The following is an 18,548-nucleotide window of genomic DNA, read 5'->3' as shown; positions in this document are numbered from 1 at the left end:
CATGTAAGGCCTGGTTTTAAATTTTACCCAAAATTATGAAGTTTAAATATTATTTTTCTTCATTATTTTTGTTTTTACGACGTCTGCCAACTAAGAATAATCCTCCAAGCGCAGCGAATAGTGAACCAAATAATGTGCCATTATTTTGAGCATCATTACCAGTATCTGGTAACTCTTTATTATTTGGTTTATCTGTTTTGTCATTATGATCTCTATCTGCGTCTGAATCGCTGTCCGCATCAGAGTCGCTATCTGCGTCTGAGTCGCTGTCCGCATCAGAGTCGCTATCTGCGTCTGAATCGCTATCTGCGTCTGAATCGCTATCGCTGTCTGAATCGCTGTCCGCATCAGAGTCGCTATCTGAATCTGAATCGCTATCGCTGTCTGAATCGCTGTCCGCATCAGAGTCGCTATCTGCGTCTGAATCGCTGTCTGAATCTGAATCGCTATCGCTGTCTGAGTCGCTGTCTGAATCAGAATCGCTATCGCTGTCTGAGTCGCTGTCTGAATCAGAATCGCTATCTGCGTCTGAGTCGCTGTCCGCATCAGAGTCGCTATCTGCGTCTGAGTCGCTGTCCGCATCAGAGTCGCTATCTGCGTCTGAATCGCTATCTGCGTCTGAATCGCTGTCTGAATCTGAGTCGCTATCTGCGTCTGAATCGCTATCTGCGTCTGAGTCGCTGTCCGCATCAGAGTCGCTATCTGAATCTGAATCGCTGTCCGCATCAGAGTCGCTATCTGAATCTGAATCGCTATCTGCGTCTGAATCGCTGTCTGAATCTGAGTCGCTATCTGCGTCTGAATCGCTGTCTGAATCTGAGTCGCTATCTGCGTCTGAGTCGCTGTCCGCATCAGAGTCGCTATCTGCGTCTGAGTCGCTGTCCGCATCAGAGTCGCTATCTGCGTCTGAGTCGCTGTCTGCATCAGAATCGCTATCGCTGTCTGAATCTGAGTCGCTGTCTGCATCAGAATCGCTATCTGCGTCTGAGTCGCTGTCCGCATCAGAGTCGCTATCTGCGTCTGAATCGCTATCTGCGTCTGAGTCGCTGTCTGAATCAGAATCGCTATCGCTGTCCGCATCAGAGTCGCTATCTGAATCTGAATCGCTATCTGCGTCTGAGTCGCTATCTGCGTCTGAATCGCTGTCTGAATCTGAGTCGCTGTCTGCATCAGAATCGCTATCTGCGTCTGAGTCGCTGTCCGCATCAGAGTCGCTATCTGCGTCTGAGTCGCTGTCCGCATCAGAGTCGCTATCTGCGTCTGAGTCGCTGTCCGCATCAGAGTCGCTATCTGCGTCTGAATCGCTATCTGCGTCTGAGTCGCTGTCTGAATCAGAATCGCTATCGCTGTCCGCATCAGAGTCGCTATCTGAATCTGAATCGCTATCTGCGTCTGAGTCGCTATCTGCGTCTGAATCGCTATCTGCGTCTGAGTCGCTATCTGCGTCTGAATCGCTGTCTGAATCTGAGTCGCTATCTGCGTCTGAGTCGCTGTCTGAATCAGAATCGCTATCGCTGTCTGAGTCGCTGTCTGAATCAGAATCGCTATCTGCGTCTGAGTCGCTGTCCGCATCAGAGTCGCTATCTGCGTCTGAGTCGCTGTCCGCATCAGAGTCGCTATCTGCGTCTGAATCGCTATCTGCGTCTGAATCGCTGTCTGAATCTGAGTCGCTATCTGCGTCTGAATCGCTATCTGCGTCTGAGTCGCTGTCCGCATCAGAGTCGCTATCTGAATCTGAATCGCTGTCCGCATCAGAGTCGCTATCTGAATCTGAATCGCTATCTGCGTCTGAATCGCTGTCTGAATCTGAGTCGCTATCTGCGTCTGAATCGCTGTCTGAATCTGAGTCGCTATCTGCGTCTGAGTCGCTGTCCGCATCAGAGTCGCTATCTGCGTCTGAGTCGCTGTCCGCATCAGAGTCGCTATCTGCGTCTGAGTCGCTGTCTGCATCAGAATCGCTATCGCTGTCTGAATCTGAGTCGCTGTCTGCATCAGAATCGCTATCTGCGTCTGAGTCGCTGTCCGCATCAGAGTCGCTATCTGCGTCTGAGTCGCTGTCCGCATCAGAGTCGCTATCTGCGTCTGAATCGCTATCTGCGTCTGAGTCGCTGTCTGAATCAGAATCGCTATCGCTGTCCGCATCAGAGTCGCTATCTGAATCTGAATCGCTATCTGCGTCTGAGTCGCTATCTGCGTCTGAATCGCTGTCTGAATCTGAGTCGCTGTCTGCATCAGAATCGCTATCTGCGTCTGAGTCGCTGTCTGAATCTGAATCGCTATCGCTGTCCGCATCAGAGTCGCTATCTGCGTCTGAGTCGCTATCTGCGTCTGAATCGCTATCTGCGTCTGAGTCGCTATCTGCGTCTGAATCGCTGTCTGAATCTGAGTCGCTATCTGCGTCTGAGTCGCTGTCTGCATCAGAATCGCTATCGCTGTCTGAATCTGAGTCGCTGTCTGAATCTGAATCGCTATCTGCGTCTGAGTCGCTATCTGCGTCTGAGTCGCTGTCTGAATCTGAGTCGCTGTCTGCATCAGAATCGCTATCTGCGTCTGAGTCGCTGTCCGCATCAGAGTCGCTATCTGCGTCTGAGTCGCTGTCCGCATCAGAGTCGCTATCTGCGTCTGAATCGCTATCTGCGTCTGAGTCGCTGTCCGCATCAGAGTCGCTATCTGCGTCTGAATCGCTATCTGCGTCTGAATCGCTATCGCTGTCTGAATCGCTGTCCGCATCAGAGTCGCTATCTGAATCTGAATCGCTATCGCTGTCTGAATCGCTGTCCGCATCAGAGTCGCTATCTGCGTCTGAATCGCTGTCTGAGTCGCTGTCTGAATCAGAATCGCTATCTGCGTCTGAATCTGAGTCGCTATCTGCGTCTGAATCGCTGTCTGAATCTGAGTCGCTGTCCGCATCAGAGTCGCTATCTGAATCTGAATCGCTATCTGCGTCTGAATCGCTGTCCGCATCAGAGTCGCTATCTGCGTCTGAATCGCTATCTGCGTCTGAGTCGCTGTCCGCATCAGAGTCGCTATCTGAATCTGAATCGCTATCTGCGTCTGAATCGCTGTCTGAATCTGAGTCGCTATCTGCGTCTGAATCGCTGTCTGAATCTGAGTCGCTATCTGCGTCTGAGTCGCTGTCCGCATCAGAGTCGCTATCTGCGTCTGAGTCGCTGTCCGCATCAGAGTCGCTATCTGCGTCTGAATCGCTGTCTGAGTCGCTGTCTGAATCAGAATCGCTATCGCTGTCCGCATCAGAGTCGCTATCTGAATCTGAATCGCTATCTGCGTCTGAGTCGCTATCTGCGTCTGAATCGCTGTCTGAATCTGAGTCGCTGTCTGCATCAGAATCGCTATCTGCGTCTGAGTCGCTGTCCGCATCAGAGTCGCTATCTGCGTCTGAGTCGCTGTCCGCATCAGAGTCGCTATCTGCGTCTGAGTCGCTGTCCGCATCAGAGTCGCTATCTGCGTCTGAATCGCTATCTGCGTCTGAGTCGCTGTCTGAATCAGAATCGCTATCGCTGTCCGCATCAGAGTCGCTATCTGAATCTGAATCGCTATCTGCGTCTGAGTCGCTATCTGCGTCTGAATCGCTATCTGCGTCTGAGTCGCTATCTGCGTCTGAATCGCTGTCTGAATCTGAGTCGCTATCTGCGTCTGAGTCGCTGTCTGAATCAGAATCGCTATCGCTGTCTGAGTCGCTGTCTGAATCAGAATCGCTATCTGCGTCTGAGTCGCTGTCCGCATCAGAGTCGCTATCTGCGTCTGAGTCGCTGTCCGCATCAGAGTCGCTATCTGCGTCTGAATCGCTATCTGCGTCTGAATCGCTGTCTGAATCTGAGTCGCTATCTGCGTCTGAATCGCTATCTGCGTCTGAGTCGCTGTCCGCATCAGAGTCGCTATCTGAATCTGAATCGCTGTCCGCATCAGAGTCGCTATCTGAATCTGAATCGCTATCTGCGTCTGAATCGCTGTCTGAATCTGAGTCGCTATCTGCGTCTGAATCGCTGTCTGAATCTGAGTCGCTATCTGCGTCTGAGTCGCTGTCCGCATCAGAGTCGCTATCTGCGTCTGAGTCGCTGTCCGCATCAGAGTCGCTATCTGCGTCTGAGTCGCTGTCTGCATCAGAATCGCTATCTGCGTCTGAGTCGCTGTCTGAATCTGAATCGCTATCGCTGTCCGCATCAGAGTCGCTATCTGCGTCTGAGTCGCTATCTGCGTCTGAATCGCTATCTGCGTCTGAGTCGCTATCTGCGTCTGAATCGCTGTCTGAATCTGAGTCGCTATCTGCGTCTGAGTCGCTGTCTGCATCAGAATCGCTATCGCTGTCTGAATCTGAGTCGCTGTCTGAATCTGAATCGCTATCTGCGTCTGAGTCGCTATCTGCGTCTGAGTCGCTGTCTGAATCTGAGTCGCTGTCTGCATCAGAATCGCTATCTGCGTCTGAGTCGCTGTCCGCATCAGAGTCGCTATCTGCGTCTGAGTCGCTGTCCGCATCAGAGTCGCTATCTGCGTCTGAATCGCTATCTGCGTCTGAGTCGCTGTCCGCATCAGAGTCGCTATCTGCGTCTGAATCGCTATCTGCGTCTGAATCGCTATCGCTGTCTGAATCGCTGTCCGCATCAGAGTCGCTATCTGAATCTGAATCGCTATCGCTGTCTGAATCGCTGTCCGCATCAGAGTCGCTATCTGCGTCTGAATCGCTGTCTGAGTCGCTGTCTGAATCAGAATCGCTATCGCTGTCTGAGTCGCTGTCTGAATCAGAATCGCTATCTGCGTCTGAATCTGAGTCGCTATCTGCGTCTGAATCGCTGTCTGAATCTGAGTCGCTGTCCGCATCAGAGTCGCTATCTGAATCTGAATCGCTATCTGCGTCTGAATCGCTGTCCGCATCAGAGTCGCTATCTGCGTCTGAATCGCTATCTGCGTCTGAGTCGCTGTCCGCATCAGAGTCGCTATCTGAATCTGAATCGCTATCTGCGTCTGAATCGCTGTCTGAATCTGAGTCGCTATCTGCGTCTGAATCGCTGTCTGAATCTGAGTCGCTATCTGCGTCTGAGTCGCTGTCCGCATCAGAGTCGCTATCTGCGTCTGAGTCGCTGTCCGCATCAGAGTCGCTATCTGCGTCTGAATCGCTGTCTGAGTCGCTGTCTGCATCAGAATCGCTATCGCTGTCTGAATCTGAGTCGCTGTCTGCATCAGAATCGCTATCTGCGTCTGAGTCGCTGTCCGCATCAGAGTCGCTATCTGCGTCTGAGTCGCTGTCCGCATCAGAGTCGCTATCTGCGTCTGAATCGCTATCTGCGTCTGAGTCGCTGTCTGAATCAGAATCGCTATCGCTGTCCGCATCAGAGTCGCTATCTGCGTCTGAGTCGCTGTCTGAATCAGAATCGCTATCGCTGTCCGCATCAGAGTCGCTATCTGAATCTGAATCGCTATCTGCGTCTGAGTCGCTATCTGCGTCTGAATCGCTATCTGCGTCTGAGTCGCTATCTGCGTCTGAATCGCTGTCTGAATCTGAGTCGCTATCTGCGTCTGAGTCGCTGTCTGAATCAGAATCGCTATCGCTGTCTGAGTCGCTGTCTGAATCAGAATCGCTATCTGCGTCTGAGTCGCTGTCCGCATCAGAGTCGCTATCTGCGTCTGAGTCGCTGTCCGCATCAGAGTCGCTATCTGCGTCTGAATCGCTATCTGCGTCTGAATCGCTGTCTGAATCTGAGTCGCTATCTGCGTCTGAATCGCTATCTGCGTCTGAGTCGCTGTCCGCATCAGAGTCGCTATCTGAATCTGAATCGCTGTCCGCATCAGAGTCGCTATCTGAATCTGAATCGCTATCTGCGTCTGAATCGCTGTCTGAATCTGAGTCGCTATCTGCGTCTGAATCGCTGTCTGAATCTGAGTCGCTATCTGCGTCTGAGTCGCTGTCCGCATCAGAGTCGCTATCTGCGTCTGAGTCGCTGTCCGCATCAGAGTCGCTATCTGCGTCTGAGTCGCTGTCTGCATCAGAATCGCTATCGCTGTCTGAATCTGAGTCGCTGTCTGCATCAGAATCGCTATCTGCGTCTGAGTCGCTGTCCGCATCAGAGTCGCTATCTGCGTCTGAGTCGCTGTCCGCATCAGAGTCGCTATCTGCGTCTGAATCGCTATCTGCGTCTGAGTCGCTGTCTGAATCAGAATCGCTATCGCTGTCCGCATCAGAGTCGCTATCTGAATCTGAATCGCTATCTGCGTCTGAGTCGCTATCTGCGTCTGAATCGCTGTCTGAATCTGAGTCGCTGTCTGCATCAGAATCGCTATCTGCGTCTGAGTCGCTGTCTGAATCTGAATCGCTATCGCTGTCCGCATCAGAGTCGCTATCTGCGTCTGAGTCGCTATCTGCGTCTGAATCGCTATCTGCGTCTGAGTCGCTATCTGCGTCTGAATCGCTGTCTGAATCTGAGTCGCTATCTGCGTCTGAGTCGCTGTCTGCATCAGAATCGCTATCGCTGTCTGAATCTGAGTCGCTGTCTGAATCTGAATCGCTATCTGCGTCTGAGTCGCTATCTGCGTCTGAGTCGCTGTCTGAATCTGAGTCGCTGTCTGCATCAGAATCGCTATCTGCGTCTGAGTCGCTGTCCGCATCAGAGTCGCTATCTGCGTCTGAGTCGCTGTCCGCATCAGAGTCGCTATCTGCGTCTGAATCGCTATCTGCGTCTGAGTCGCTGTCCGCATCAGAGTCGCTATCTGCGTCTGAATCGCTATCTGCGTCTGAATCGCTATCGCTGTCTGAATCGCTGTCCGCATCAGAGTCGCTATCTGAATCTGAATCGCTATCGCTGTCTGAATCGCTGTCCGCATCAGAGTCGCTATCTGCGTCTGAATCGCTGTCTGAGTCGCTGTCTGAATCAGAATCGCTATCTGCGTCTGAATCTGAGTCGCTATCTGCGTCTGAATCGCTGTCTGAATCTGAGTCGCTGTCCGCATCAGAGTCGCTATCTGAATCTGAATCGCTATCTGCGTCTGAATCGCTGTCCGCATCAGAGTCGCTATCTGCGTCTGAATCGCTATCTGCGTCTGAGTCGCTGTCCGCATCAGAGTCGCTATCTGAATCTGAATCGCTATCTGCGTCTGAATCGCTGTCTGAATCTGAGTCGCTATCTGCGTCTGAATCGCTGTCTGAATCTGAGTCGCTATCTGCGTCTGAGTCGCTGTCCGCATCAGAGTCGCTATCTGCGTCTGAGTCGCTGTCCGCATCAGAGTCGCTATCTGCGTCTGAATCGCTGTCTGAGTCGCTGTCTGAATCAGAATCGCTATCGCTGTCCGCATCAGAGTCGCTATCTGAATCTGAATCGCTATCTGCGTCTGAGTCGCTATCTGCGTCTGAATCGCTGTCTGAATCTGAGTCGCTGTCTGCATCAGAATCGCTATCTGCGTCTGAGTCGCTGTCCGCATCAGAGTCGCTATCTGCGTCTGAGTCGCTGTCCGCATCAGAGTCGCTATCTGCGTCTGAGTCGCTGTCCGCATCAGAGTCGCTATCTGCGTCTGAATCGCTATCTGCGTCTGAGTCGCTGTCTGAATCAGAATCGCTATCGCTGTCCGCATCAGAGTCGCTATCTGAATCTGAATCGCTATCTGCGTCTGAGTCGCTATCTGCGTCTGAATCGCTATCTGCGTCTGAGTCGCTATCTGCGTCTGAATCGCTGTCTGAATCTGAGTCGCTATCTGCGTCTGAGTCGCTGTCTGAATCAGAATCGCTATCGCTGTCTGAGTCGCTGTCTGAATCAGAATCGCTATCTGCGTCTGAGTCGCTGTCCGCATCAGAGTCGCTATCTGCGTCTGAGTCGCTGTCCGCATCAGAGTCGCTATCTGCGTCTGAATCGCTATCTGCGTCTGAATCGCTGTCTGAATCTGAGTCGCTATCTGCGTCTGAATCGCTATCTGCGTCTGAGTCGCTGTCCGCATCAGAGTCGCTATCTGAATCTGAATCGCTGTCCGCATCAGAGTCGCTATCTGAATCTGAATCGCTATCTGCGTCTGAATCGCTGTCTGAATCTGAGTCGCTATCTGCGTCTGAATCGCTGTCTGAATCTGAGTCGCTATCTGCGTCTGAGTCGCTGTCCGCATCAGAGTCGCTATCTGCGTCTGAGTCGCTGTCCGCATCAGAGTCGCTATCTGCGTCTGAGTCGCTGTCTGCATCAGAATCGCTATCTGCGTCTGAGTCGCTGTCTGAATCTGAATCGCTATCGCTGTCCGCATCAGAGTCGCTATCTGCGTCTGAGTCGCTATCTGCGTCTGAATCGCTATCTGCGTCTGAGTCGCTATCTGCGTCTGAATCGCTGTCTGAATCTGAGTCGCTATCTGCGTCTGAGTCGCTGTCTGCATCAGAATCGCTATCGCTGTCTGAATCTGAGTCGCTGTCTGAATCTGAATCGCTATCTGCGTCTGAGTCGCTATCTGCGTCTGAGTCGCTGTCTGAATCTGAGTCGCTGTCTGCATCAGAATCGCTATCTGCGTCTGAGTCGCTGTCCGCATCAGAGTCGCTATCTGCGTCTGAGTCGCTGTCCGCATCAGAGTCGCTATCTGCGTCTGAATCGCTATCTGCGTCTGAGTCGCTGTCCGCATCAGAGTCGCTATCTGCGTCTGAATCGCTATCTGCGTCTGAATCGCTATCGCTGTCTGAATCGCTGTCCGCATCAGAGTCGCTATCTGAATCTGAATCGCTATCGCTGTCTGAATCGCTGTCCGCATCAGAGTCGCTATCTGCGTCTGAATCGCTGTCTGAGTCGCTGTCTGAATCAGAATCGCTATCGCTGTCTGAGTCGCTGTCTGAATCAGAATCGCTATCTGCGTCTGAATCTGAGTCGCTATCTGCGTCTGAATCGCTGTCTGAATCTGAGTCGCTGTCCGCATCAGAGTCGCTATCTGAATCTGAATCGCTATCTGCGTCTGAATCGCTGTCCGCATCAGAGTCGCTATCTGCGTCTGAATCGCTATCTGCGTCTGAGTCGCTGTCCGCATCAGAGTCGCTATCTGAATCTGAATCGCTATCTGCGTCTGAATCGCTGTCTGAATCTGAGTCGCTATCTGCGTCTGAATCGCTGTCTGAATCTGAGTCGCTATCTGCGTCTGAGTCGCTGTCCGCATCAGAGTCGCTATCTGCGTCTGAGTCGCTGTCCGCATCAGAGTCGCTATCTGCGTCTGAATCGCTGTCTGAGTCGCTGTCTGCATCAGAATCGCTATCGCTGTCTGAATCTGAGTCGCTGTCTGCATCAGAATCGCTATCTGCGTCTGAGTCGCTGTCCGCATCAGAGTCGCTATCTGCGTCTGAGTCGCTGTCCGCATCAGAGTCGCTATCTGCGTCTGAATCGCTATCTGCGTCTGAGTCGCTGTCTGAATCAGAATCGCTATCGCTGTCCGCATCAGAGTCGCTATCTGCGTCTGAGTCGCTGTCTGAATCAGAATCGCTATCGCTGTCCGCATCAGAGTCGCTATCTGAATCTGAATCGCTATCTGCGTCTGAGTCGCTATCTGCGTCTGAATCGCTATCTGCGTCTGAGTCGCTATCTGCGTCTGAATCGCTGTCTGAATCTGAGTCGCTATCTGCGTCTGAGTCGCTGTCTGAATCAGAATCGCTATCGCTGTCTGAGTCGCTGTCTGAATCAGAATCGCTATCTGCGTCTGAGTCGCTGTCCGCATCAGAGTCGCTATCTGCGTCTGAGTCGCTGTCCGCATCAGAGTCGCTATCTGCGTCTGAATCGCTATCTGCGTCTGAATCGCTGTCTGAATCTGAGTCGCTATCTGCGTCTGAATCGCTATCTGCGTCTGAGTCGCTGTCCGCATCAGAGTCGCTATCTGAATCTGAATCGCTGTCCGCATCAGAGTCGCTATCTGAATCTGAATCGCTATCTGCGTCTGAATCGCTGTCTGAATCTGAGTCGCTATCTGCGTCTGAATCGCTGTCTGAATCTGAGTCGCTATCTGCGTCTGAGTCGCTGTCCGCATCAGAGTCGCTATCTGCGTCTGAGTCGCTGTCCGCATCAGAGTCGCTATCTGCGTCTGAGTCGCTGTCTGCATCAGAATCGCTATCGCTGTCTGAATCTGAGTCGCTGTCTGCATCAGAATCGCTATCTGCGTCTGAGTCGCTGTCCGCATCAGAGTCGCTATCTGCGTCTGAGTCGCTGTCCGCATCAGAGTCGCTATCTGCGTCTGAATCGCTATCTGCGTCTGAGTCGCTGTCTGAATCAGAATCGCTATCGCTGTCTGAATCTGAGTCGCTGTCTGAATCTGAATCGCTATCTGCGTCTGAGTCGCTATCTGCGTCTGAGTCGCTGTCCGCATCAGAGTCGCTATCTGAATCTGAATCGCTATCGCTGTCTGAATCGCTGTCCGCATCTGAATCATCTTTAGCACCATGGATGATTACTTCATCTTGTGGTTCTTCAATGATTTCTCCAGTTTCAGGATCTTTCAAGCCATCTTTACCTGGGATAACTTTAGTTTCACCTTCTGGTAAGTTTGGATCAATTTCTTCACGTGTACCATGAGGAATAATTTCAGGTGCATAGTTAACAATTTCGTCTATTGGTTCTTTCGTTACTTCCGTTGTTGGTTCGCCTTCGCCTACTTTTTCTCCCGTTAATGGATTAATTGTAGTTGGTGTTGTTGTTGTTTTTTCACCATTTTCACCTTTTTGAGCTACTTTATCAGGACTACCTGGTTCCATTGTTGGATCTAATACGCGTTTAGTTTCATATGGAATTTCTTCTTTAGTAACCTCTGGTTCGCCTGCTTTTGGACCATGTTTTGTGACATCGTCAACCGGAGGTGTTACTACTTCACCTGTTTCAGGATTCTTGATGCCTGGTTTACCTGGTACTTCTTCTGTACCGTCAATTGGTAAGTTTGGATCGAACTCATCTTTATGACCTTGTGGTACTTCTTCTCCACCGAATTGTGTGATTTCATCTACTGGTTCTTTTGTTACTTCTGTTGTTGGTTCACCTTCGCCTACTTTTTCTCCCGTTAATGGATTAATTGTTGTTGGCGTTGTTGTTGTTTTCTCTCCAGTTTGTCCTTCTTGCGTTACTTTCTCTTCACCTGGTTTTAAGTCTGGATTGAACTCACGTTTTTTCTCGAATGGTATTTCTTCTTTAGTAACCTCTGGTTCGCCTGCTTTTGGACCATGTTTTGTGACATCGTCAACCGGAGGTGTTACTACTTCACCTGTTTCAGGATTCTTGATGCCTGGTTTACCTGGTACTTCTTCTGTACCGTCAATTGGTAAGTTTGGATCGAACTCATCTTTATGACCTTGTGGTACTTCTTCAGGTGCAAAGTGTACAATCTCGTCAACTGGATTTTTTGTAACTTCTGTTGTTGGTTCACCACGTTCAACTACATCTCCTGTATCAGGGTCAACTTTAGTTGGTGTAGTTGTTGTTTTCTCTCCATCTTCACCTTTTTGTACAATAACATCAGGTGAGCCTGGTTCTAGAGTTGGATCAAACTCACGAATAGTTTTATGAGGAATTGGTTGTTTCGTTACTTCCACATCATCAATTAAATCAGCTTGAGGCGTTGTAATTGTTACACCTTCAAGATTTGTTCTCATAATTCCATCAGAATATCTATTTTGCATATGACTTGAAGTAATTAAGAAATTATATTTTTGTGATTTATCAATTCCTAAATCATCTGTAGTAGCTTTCCATGTTTTTCCTGCATATGTAGCAGTTATTGTACTTGTTGCTGCATCATAATTTAATACTACATCATTTAATCTTTGGCCATGGAATTGACCATCAAGATGATTAGTTGTATTATCTGCATAAATTATTTTATTTACAGGTTTATCTTTTGTATTTAGGGCATTTTGACCAACTTGGTTAGTCACACCATCTGCACCATTTTTAACAAATGTACCGTAACCAACTTTTGCTGCGCCAATTTGACTTAGATTGTTTGTTTTATCTGCATCGAGTTTATCGACTTTACCATTAACATTATTATATGCCGTATCAATTTTAAAACCAGATGCATTTGCCATACCTTTGTCTCTTAAAATACCACCTTGGTTTAAGAAGTCTTGGCCATTCCCTTGAGTAAACATGAAGCCCCAGCCATCTGCTCCTGTTGTATTACCTTGGTTGTTGTTTGCTACTGGAACAGTAATTGTAAAGTCTTTATTAAAATCTATTTTATCATTATATTCTAATGCGCCTTTAGTTCCTGTATTAGGATTGAAGTTTGTATTGAATGCAGTTAGCGTGCCTTCATTAGGGAATTCTTCTTTATAAGTTTTATGGATTATATCTCCATGCGCAGTAAAGTTACCAGTTCCTTTTTTAGTAACTGTGTCTTGTGCAGCTGCTCTTAATGCTGTTGCTGAATAGTTAACATTTGTTGTTCTAGCATTGCTGCTTACTGAACGGAATGTTGCTCTTGGTTGTGCGTTTTCTTTGTTAGCTGTTTCTTTAAGTACTTCACTTAAAGCTATTTTTTTAATTTCTTCATTAGATAAGTTTGAAATATCTTTTGGTAATACTTTTTCAATTTCAGCTTTTTCTGCTTCTGTAACTTCAGATTTTTTATATAAATCTTTAGCAACTGTATCTACAACTTGAGTTCTCTCAGTTTCTGATGGTTGAGCATTTGAATTGCTCTTAGCATTTGTGTCTTCAACTGCTGGTGTTTCTTCTGTTGCTGCTTTGTTTGTTTCTTCAGCTGCTGGCGCTTCTTCTGTTTCTACTTTGTTTGTTTCTTCAGCTTTTGGTGCTTTTTCTGTTGCTGCTTTGCTTGTTTCTTCAGCTTTTGGCGCTTCTTCTGTTTCTACTTTGTCTGTTTCTTCAGTTTTTGGTGCTTCTTCTGTTGCTGTTTTTTCTGTTTCTTCAGCTTTTGGCGCTTCTTCTGTTGCTGCTTGTTCAGTTGTATCTGCTTTTTCTTCTGTTGATGCTTGTTCAGTTGTATCTGCTTTTTCTTCTGTTGATGCTTGTTCAGTTGTATCTGCTTTTTCTTCTGTTGATGCTTGTTCAGTTGTATTTGCTTTTTCTTCTGTTGATGCTTGTTCAGTTGTATTTGCTTTTTCTTCTGTTGATGCTTGTTCAGTTGTATCTGCTTTTTCTTCTGTCGATGCTTGTTCAGTTGTATCTGCTTTTTCTTCTGTTGATGCTTGTTCAGTTGTATTTGCTTTTTCTTCTGTTGATGCTTGTTCAGTTGTATCTGCTTTTTCTTCTGTTGATGCTTGTTCAGTTGTATTTGCTTTTTCTTCTGTTGATGCTTGTTCAGTTGTATCTTTAGTTACATCAACTTGTTCAGGAATATCAGATTCATTTGAATTTGCAGAAGATTGTTCAATAGTTTGAACATTACCTTTTACTTTACTTGCATCTGAACTATCATCTTGCTTTTGAGTTGTGTTATTCTCAGCGGCTTCTGCTTGATCATTTGCAACACCGAAAATTAAAGTAGCTCCTACTAAAATCGAAGCTGTCCCTACAGTGAAACGTCTAATTGAGTACTTATTAAGCTTGTTTGGAAGAAAATCGAGCTTCTTCTTCGAATTTTTATTCATACAATTAACCTCCCCTAAAAATTAGTTAGATACGAGTATCTATTTTGAAATTACCATACCCGCTATTATATATCAATTTAGAAAAAGTTTTTTTGTTAAAATTTTGTAAAATTGATTAGATTCTAATAAATAACCTTTGAATTAAATACCGTATAAATTGATTTAGGGAGCGAGACTACAAATTCAAAATAAATGTTGCCCCACTCCCACGTTTTTAAAATATCAACTTAATAATTGCAAAGACGATTAAAACACTTACAATCACTTTTTGAATATAATCAGGTATTTTTTGCCCTATTTTCATACCTAGAGGAGTAAATAGTATACTACCTAAAATTAACGGTATTGCACTATTGATAGGAATATAACCCTGCAATAATTTAATAATAAATGCTCCAATAGAAGAAATGAATGCAATTACAATACTATTTGTAACAACCATATTCATTGGTAATTTAAATATAACAAGTAGTACTGAAATAATAATAAATGCTCCACCAGCTCCTACAATACCGGATACCAAACCGAGGATACTACCTATTGTAATTAAAAGTACGCGATTAAACTTAATATGACTAGTAGATGGTGTGATTTTAATAAACATTAGAATAAGAGCTAACACAGCAATGATTATATAAATTACATTAACAAAATGACTATTAAATACAGTTGCTAATAATGCACCTAGAATACTACCTATTACTATTCTGCGTATCAGCCAATGATGAGGTTTTCAATTAAGATATTATTTTATTATATATTAAGCGTATAAAGTAACCTCTGCTTGAACCGGAACATAACTGAATTTATACCTTTGGACTTTAATTTCAATTTCATCTTTAAATTGATTTCCTTCTAAATCTTCCCCTAGTATTGTTACAAATAATTTTGGTGGAATTTTTATATATCCAAAAATATAAAAATTAACTGTATAACTGAACTCTTTAGGTATACTTACTAAAAGATTATTATCCTTTGAAACTCCTTTTATTTTTGCTTGAGTTATATGTGTATTAAAGTCAAATTTTTTATGTGAAAATCCATATGTATCATTGTTTGAAGCAATATAACAAAAATTATCATCATACGTTAACTCTCTTGTATAATCTTCAAAAGCTAATCTTTCATTATGATTTTTAAATTCTTCCTTATCCCATACGACTTCTGAATTGATGACTACATTTTTTGCCACTTCCCCAACATTTTTTAATGCAAAGTAATTTTTATTCTTACCTATATACAATGATTTAGCCTCTTTATTTAATATTAATGGGCATTTTTCTTTAAAGTTAAATATATCTATTCGAACACTATCCTTAATAAAATCTTTATCTAATTCGAAAGCATAATCTGTTATATCAAATAAAAATAATGGTGAGTTAGCGATTTTCTTATGTTCTTCAGCTTTACTGTTATAGTACATATTCATTCTGAAAGTAATAATAGATACAATTAATGATAATACTGATATATAGTTCACAAGATTAGGTATAACGATCATAGCAAATATCAGTGCGCATACGAATAAAATCATTAAAATGAGAAAGTTTTTCATTTAACTAATTCTTTCCTAAATTAAAGCATTTAAATTAATTAGACATTATGACTAATATTATTAATAAATATATTATAATTTATGTATTATTTTAATGAGGTGTGATAAAAATGAATGATAAAAATCAAAATGATAAATGGCAGGATGAACTATTTGAAATATTACTAGATATCGATAAAGTAGATGTAAGCGCAGTGTATAGCCATTCAAGAAACTATGAAAATACTAAAAATACGGAACGTTCTCCTAAAGAATATTCTATCAATATAAGCGATATAGCAAGATATAGCCTTCTAAAAATGGATTCAGACGATGATAATACAATAGAAAAGAATATTGAATTACTGAGAAAATGCGGTGGAAAGTTGAATGACAATGATATGTTTATTCAAGAAAAGAATAATTTTTCAGCCAATTTCAAGAAATTTTGCAATGCTCTAGGCATTAATAGCGAAAACTTTAAAACAGGAAAATCTTATATTTTTAAAAGCAAAAGCTTATATGTATTATATGATATATTGTATAATAATTCAGATTACCTACACTTCTTTAAAAATGGATTGAACAAAAAAGACATGAATGTTACTAATAAAATTAATGAAAACCTATATAGTTTCATTAAGAATGAAATTACCGACCAGCAAGATTATGCTCATGCAATGACAGTATATTACCTTTATTTCTTAATTGATTCGAACATCGAAATTGGTATTAAATCTAAAATTATAGAGATTCTTACAACCACTGGTATAACTAACATCGATCGTATTTCACTATTAGAATATTACTTAGATGAGTTAGAGGTATTAGATATGGAGATAAATGCAAAACTTGCTGAAAGTATCGAAACAAATCAAACTAGCTACCTTATTCAAAATGATAAAACTGCCATTCATTTTCCACTAGCAAAATATATTACTCATCGAGACACTAAAGCTTCAGTACCTAAAAATATGCTCTTAGCATTAATCTTAAATAGTGAATTGGTGCCCCTAGAAGACTTAGAAGAAAAAGAACTCAAATATCCAAAAAAAAATAACAAAAGAGCATCATGATAAGTTAGTAAATGAAATCAATAAAGCACTAAACCATTATAACGATAATAATAATCCTCCTTCTGACTACTTTTATATAACTTCAAATTAACTTCTATTTAAAGCGCTGTAAAATCAGCGCTTTTATTTTTGTCAACAAAAACCTTCTCAGTTTAGTACGGAATTTCTAACATATTTTTACAAGCTTTAAAATGATGACTTGTTGGCTAGAATAAGTGTAAGAAAATTAATTGTGCGCACCTTTGATTTTCCTATTTTTATTAATTAGTAGGAGGAATTCAAATGTCTTACAAGCAAGAAGATGATTTTAAAAAATTAAAAAATAGAATTTTAGGTATTTCAATTAATTTACCGGAAGGACAAACATTTACTTTCCATGACTTGAACCGTCGTGCAAATGTGCCGTGTTCTAAAGCAGTACAACAAAATGTTGGGCGTTGGTTCGCATATTTTGTAAAACATGCGCCACGTGTTCCATTTATTATTATCGGTAAAAATACCAACGGTCATTTAGTATATATGAAAGTCGGACCTAATCCACTCAATGATAGCAACCCTTCGAAAGGAGGTGTTCGCTAATGAGTCATTACATCATTTTTGAAGCAGGTCCATACCAATTAGATTCAAAGGCGTGGCGTATAACTTTTCCACCTAAAAAAGATGGAGATAAGGAAAAAGTAGTGCCTATATCTAGTTGTATCGTTGTTGAAGCTAAATTTTGGCATGCCTCAGAAAATACAGAAAAGATAATTATTTCTAACGGTAAGGATAAAGAACATACATTTGAATCTGATATTTTAACAACTCGCAAGTTACCTTCCTTGATTAAATATGGTCACAGTATCAATGAAAGTTATATAAAAGATTTGAGCTATGCACTACAGTTAATGCGCGATGAACTGCCTACTTCTGATTTATATGATGGCTCGGGCATCATAGAAACACCCCACGGTTACATTGTAATGGTAGATACCGTTTACACATCTAAACAATATGATCAGTTAGCATCTTTAGATCCTATTGTCGATAGTGCTTATCTATTAGAGCCTAAAGGGACATTTAAAGATTGGTTAAATATGTATATGAACGAAGTCAAAGGTCATCTTCTTCTAGAGTTAGCGGTCGTATTTGGAATTTCTGCCTTAGTGACAGCATTTCTGAAGTATAAACAAGATGTTGAATTTGCTGGTATCACCTTTAGTTTTACAGGCCAGTCATCAACCGGTAAATCAACAGCGGCAGCTTTAGCGGTATCTGTCGCTGGAAATCCAACCAAAGGTAATCAAACACTTTTTCGAAGTTGGAATGGCACACGTAACGCCCTTGAAGGTTACTTAAGTAACAATTATGGCATACCTATAGTATTTGACGAGCTCTCATCAGCAACTTTTAAAGATACAACAGGGTTATTGTATTCCATCACTGAAGGTCAAGGTCGTCAACGTTCAAACGTTCATGGAGAAGTTAAAACGCCTAAGAATTGGGGCACATCTGTCATTTCAACGTCAGAATACAGTATTTTTACTGATTCGGCTCAAAACGATGGGTTACGTGTAAGAACCATTGAAATTAATGAGCAATTTACTACAAATGCGACCAATGCTGACAATATTAAAAAAGCTGTGGCACTAAACTATGGTCATGTTTTACCGTTAGTAGCTCAATACCTTATAAATCGTGAAGAGGAAGTTATTCAATGTTTTAAAGATGAACATCATTGGTTTAAAGCTAAATTGAAGAGTGAAGCAAACAATACAGGTATTCGTATGTTTAAACGTTATGCAGTCATTACAACATCTGCGAAAATATTAGGTCGTGTTTTAGCTACAGATATTGATATCGCTAAAATAAGAGATTACTTTATTGATTATCATGCTCATACAGTCTCTGAACGATCACTGGCAGATAAAGCAATCGAAGTCATTACGCAATTTGTAGCACAAAACCGTGGTAAATTTTCTGATGACACAGCGTTAAAGAATATGATTGAGAATTATGGACTAATTGCCTTAAAAGATGATTATATCGAGGTCAAAATCATTGCGACTGTATTTAAAGATATGCTGAAAGAACAGCACTTCCAAGATGTCAACAATGTCGTGAATGCACTAAGAGATAAAGGATTTATCGAATCTGACCGTGATCGAATCACGACAAAAAGAACAGTAAAAGATGACTATGGCAAGAAACAGTCACTTGTCTTTTACCATTTAAAGTTAGATTCAGAATATGCGTCTATTTTTGGTCTAACTAAAGATGCTGAACCTATTAAAGCTAAAATTAACTTGGATAACAAAAAGATGCTTGAATCATGGAAAAAACAGAATGATGATTTAATTGATTTTTAATAACTTAAAGATAAAATCGTGCAGGAGTGAATAAAATGGATGAA

4 protein-coding genes and 2 pseudogenes are annotated in these 18,548 nt (G+C 43.6%); 3 read left to right on the top strand and 3 right to left on the bottom strand.

From position 1 onward, the window contains the following. Positions 1–49: 49 nt before the first annotated feature. The 3 genes and pseudogenes from EQ029_RS12690 to EQ029_RS00235 form a co-directional block, all read right to left on the bottom strand. Entirely contained in the window at positions 50–13,546 is a 13,497-nt protein-coding gene (locus EQ029_RS12690) for an E domain-containing protein (RefSeq protein WP_249038004.1), read from the bottom strand. A gap of 214 nt (positions 13,547–13,760) precedes the next feature. Further along, a pseudogene (locus EQ029_RS00240) lies at positions 13,761–14,252 on the bottom strand (sulfite exporter TauE/SafE family protein); the annotation flags it as partial. A 54-nt stretch (positions 14,253–14,306) separates the two neighbouring features. Continuing rightward, positions 14,307–14,969, bottom strand: a complete 663-nt coding sequence (locus EQ029_RS00235; protein WP_249038003.1) for a hypothetical protein — start codon at positions 14,967–14,969, stop codon at positions 14,307–14,309. 242 nt (positions 14,970–15,211) lie between these two features. On the opposite strand from EQ029_RS00235, the pseudogene EQ029_RS00230 reads away from it, so the two are divergent. The 3 genes and pseudogenes from EQ029_RS00230 (at position 15,212) to cch1 (ending at position 18,504) form a co-directional block, all read left to right on the top strand. After that, positions 15,212–16,247: pseudogene (locus EQ029_RS00230) on the top strand (hypothetical protein). A 191-nt stretch (positions 16,248–16,438) separates the two neighbouring features. Beyond that, a complete protein-coding gene (ssb, locus tag EQ029_RS00225; RefSeq protein WP_031870522.1) occupies positions 16,439–16,735 on the top strand; it encodes a cassette chromosome ssDNA-binding protein in 297 nt (98 codons plus the stop codon). After that, positions 16,735–18,504, top strand: coding sequence for a cassette chromosome replicative helicase (gene cch1, locus EQ029_RS00220; protein WP_031870521.1), 1,770 nt, complete (start codon positions 16,735–16,737; stop codon positions 18,502–18,504). Before ssb ends, cch1 begins: the two co-directional genes overlap by 1 nt. The last annotated feature ends 44 nt before the right edge of the window (positions 18,505–18,548 follow it).

It is taken from the genome of Staphylococcus haemolyticus, from assembly GCF_006094395.1.
In the GTDB taxonomy this organism is placed as follows: Bacteria; Bacillota; Bacilli; order Staphylococcales; family Staphylococcaceae; genus Staphylococcus; species Staphylococcus haemolyticus.
Note: the sequence above shows the minus strand (reverse complement) of the source record. Positions and strands in the feature narration are given on the sequence as shown.

Bases quoted from the DNA above. Each gene is read 5' to 3' on its own strand.
- EQ029_RS12690 (WP_249038004.1), bottom strand. From the start codon at position 13,546: ATGAATAAAAATTCGAAGAAGAAGCTCGATTTTCTTCCAAACAAGCTT.
- EQ029_RS00235 (WP_249038003.1), bottom strand. From the start codon at position 14,969: ATGTACTATAACAGTAAAGCTGAAGAACATAAGAAAATCGCTAACTCA.
- ssb (WP_031870522.1), top strand. From the start codon at position 16,439: ATGTCTTACAAGCAAGAAGATGATTTTAAAAAATTAAAAAATAGAATT.
- cch1 (WP_031870521.1), top strand. From the start codon at position 16,735: ATGAGTCATTACATCATTTTTGAAGCAGGTCCATACCAATTAGATTCA.